Below are 2034 nucleotides of genomic sequence, written 5' to 3'. Positions count from 1 at the left end.
TCATTTCGACCTTCATGGCCGACCATGTCCGCTGGCACGCCGAGCGGCTGAAGCGCTAGCCGCGCCCGGCGCACGGGGTGAGACCGATCGCCTCGCCAAGTCGCTCCACCCAAGTAAAATATGGCTGGTCGGGCTTGCCACGGCTGCGCTCGCGGAGGATGGGCCGCTCGTGGTTAACATCGGACATCGCGTCGCCGCTCGCCCTTGCGCCCCGCCCGTTGTCATTGCCGAAGGTGTCTGCGAACCGGCCCGATGATCTCATTCGACGAGGCGTGGGCAATCGTCGCCGGGGAGGCCCGACCGCTCGGGTCCGAATTGGTTGCCTTGGCCGACGCCCATGGCCGCATCCTGGCCGAACCGGTCGTCGCGCAGGTCGACTGGCCGCCGGCCGACGTGTCGGCGATGGACGGCTATGCGGTCCGCGACGGCGATCGTTCGCCGCTTCGGCTGGTCGGTGAATCCTTTCCCGGCGCGGCGTTCGCCGGCGGGATGGGGGGCGGCGAGTGCGTGCGGATCTTCACTGGCGCGCCCGTTCCCCCAGGCGCCGACCGCGTCGTGATGCAGGAAAATGCGACGCGGGACGGGGACGCCGTGGGCCTCACCGTGGCGGACTCCATGGCCCGCCATATTCGCCCGCGCGGCTCCGATTTCCGTGCCGGTGATCCGCTACTCGAAGTCGGGCGCCGCCTCGACGCGCGCGCCATGGTCGCGGCGGCCGGTGCCGACCTCGCCGAAGTTCGCGTGTGGCGCAGGCCCCGCGTGGCCATCCTTGGCACCGGCGACGAGCTCGTCGAACCGGGGTCCGCGCGCACGCATCCCGGGTCGATCCCCGAAAGCGTGTCGTTCGGGGTCGCCGCGCTCGTCGCCGATTGGAGTGGGCGCGTGGTCAGTCGCGAACGGGTGCGCGACGAGCCCGCTCTCATCCGCCACGCCGCAGCGATCGCGCTCGACCGCTCCGACCTGCTCATCGTTACCGGCGGCGCGTCGCTCGGCGAACGCGATTATTCCGCGGCGGTGTTGGCCGATCTCGGGCTCGATCTGCTGTTCGCGAAGGTCGCGATGAAGCCGGGCAAGCCGGTCTGGTTCGGGCGCGTCGGCGACACGCTGGTACTCGGCCTGCCAGGCAACCCGACCTCGGCACTGGTCACCGCCCGATTGATCCTCGCGCCCCTGCTCGCCGGGCTCGGCGGCGATGACCACGCCCGTGCGGCGCGGTGGCGATGGGCCACGCTACAGGCCGCACTCGGCCCCTGCGGCGAGCGCGAGACCTTTACGCGCGCGCGGTGCGATAAAGCTTTGGTCGAGCCACTCTCCAATCAGGACAGCGGCGCGCAAAAAGGACTTGCCGATGGCAATGTCCTGATCCGCCAACGCGCCGGAGCCGCCGCTTTGTCGGTGGGCGATCCCGTCGACATCATCGACTTTTGACAAGCGACTCGGCGGCTGCTGCGGATGTCCGGACGAATTGGCGACGGGGGGCGACCGCCCAGCACTAGCGCCCGATCCGGCTGGCGCGCGCTTCTCAGCAACCGCCCCGGCTTGTCGCCTCCACTTCAGGGACCTTCGCCGCCCGCCAGGTTAACAACCGCCATGATGCTAGGTCCCCTGTACGCGCGACGCGTTCAAGTCCGCAGGTTCGCCGGGGCGCACTGACCTACGTGGCGGCACTGGGACAGCGGCATTCCGACTGGACCGCTTTTGTACGCAACATCGACAAAGTCAGACGCCGTCATTAATGCGCTGGAAGGCGCGACTCACGCGCTGGTTGTAGCGAGGACATCCGCCACACGTGTCACGGCATTGGACAAGGTGAAGGGCGCCCTCGATCTGCTCGACCTGTTGCTTGACGGAGCTACTTAGCTACGCTTGTTTAGAAACAGGCGCTGTTGACCGTGTTTAGGCCGTAGACTCATAAGCGCGCAGCCACAGCCGCAATGAGGCGAGTTTGACCATGGCGAGGAAGTTGTCGGCGAGCTTGTCGTAGCGGGTGGCGATGCGGCGGAAGTGCTTGAGCTTGCTGAAGAAGCGCTCGAC

Annotated in this window: 2 protein-coding genes and 1 pseudogene; 1 reads left to right on the top strand and 2 read right to left on the bottom strand. The window is 67.9% G+C overall.

The window, feature by feature from the left end:
* Positions 1–55: 55 nt before the first annotated feature.
* Positions 56–187: a hypothetical protein gene (locus RMN84_RS06855; RefSeq protein ID WP_309611438.1), complete on the bottom strand. Its 132-nt coding sequence runs from the start codon at positions 185–187 to the stop codon at positions 56–58.
* 65 nt (positions 188–252) lie between these two features.
* On the opposite strand from RMN84_RS06855, the gene RMN84_RS06850 reads away from it, so the two are divergent.
* Positions 253–1428, top strand: a complete 1176-nt coding sequence (locus RMN84_RS06850; RefSeq protein ID WP_309611437.1) for a molybdopterin molybdotransferase MoeA — start codon at positions 253–255, stop codon at positions 1426–1428.
* Between the two features lie 468 nt (positions 1429–1896).
* Here the strand turns inward: RMN84_RS06850 and RMN84_RS06845 are convergent.
* Positions 1897–2034: pseudogene (locus RMN84_RS06845) on the bottom strand (IS5/IS1182 family transposase); the annotation flags it as partial.

Origin of the sequence: Sphingomonas sp., assembly GCF_031380695.1 — a bacterium.
GTDB lineage: Bacteria > Pseudomonadota > Alphaproteobacteria > Sphingomonadales > Sphingomonadaceae > Sphingomicrobium.
The sequence above is the reverse complement of the archived record's forward strand: the minus strand, read 5'-3'. Positions and strand labels throughout refer to the sequence as shown.

Bases quoted from the DNA above. Each gene is read 5' to 3' on its own strand.
- RMN84_RS06850 (WP_309611437.1), top strand. From the start codon at position 253: ATGATCTCATTCGACGAGGCGTGGGCAATCGTCGCCGGGGAGGCCCGA.
- RMN84_RS06855 (WP_309611438.1), bottom strand. From the start codon at position 187: ATGTCCGATGTTAACCACGAGCGGCCCATCCTCCGCGAGCGCAGCCGT.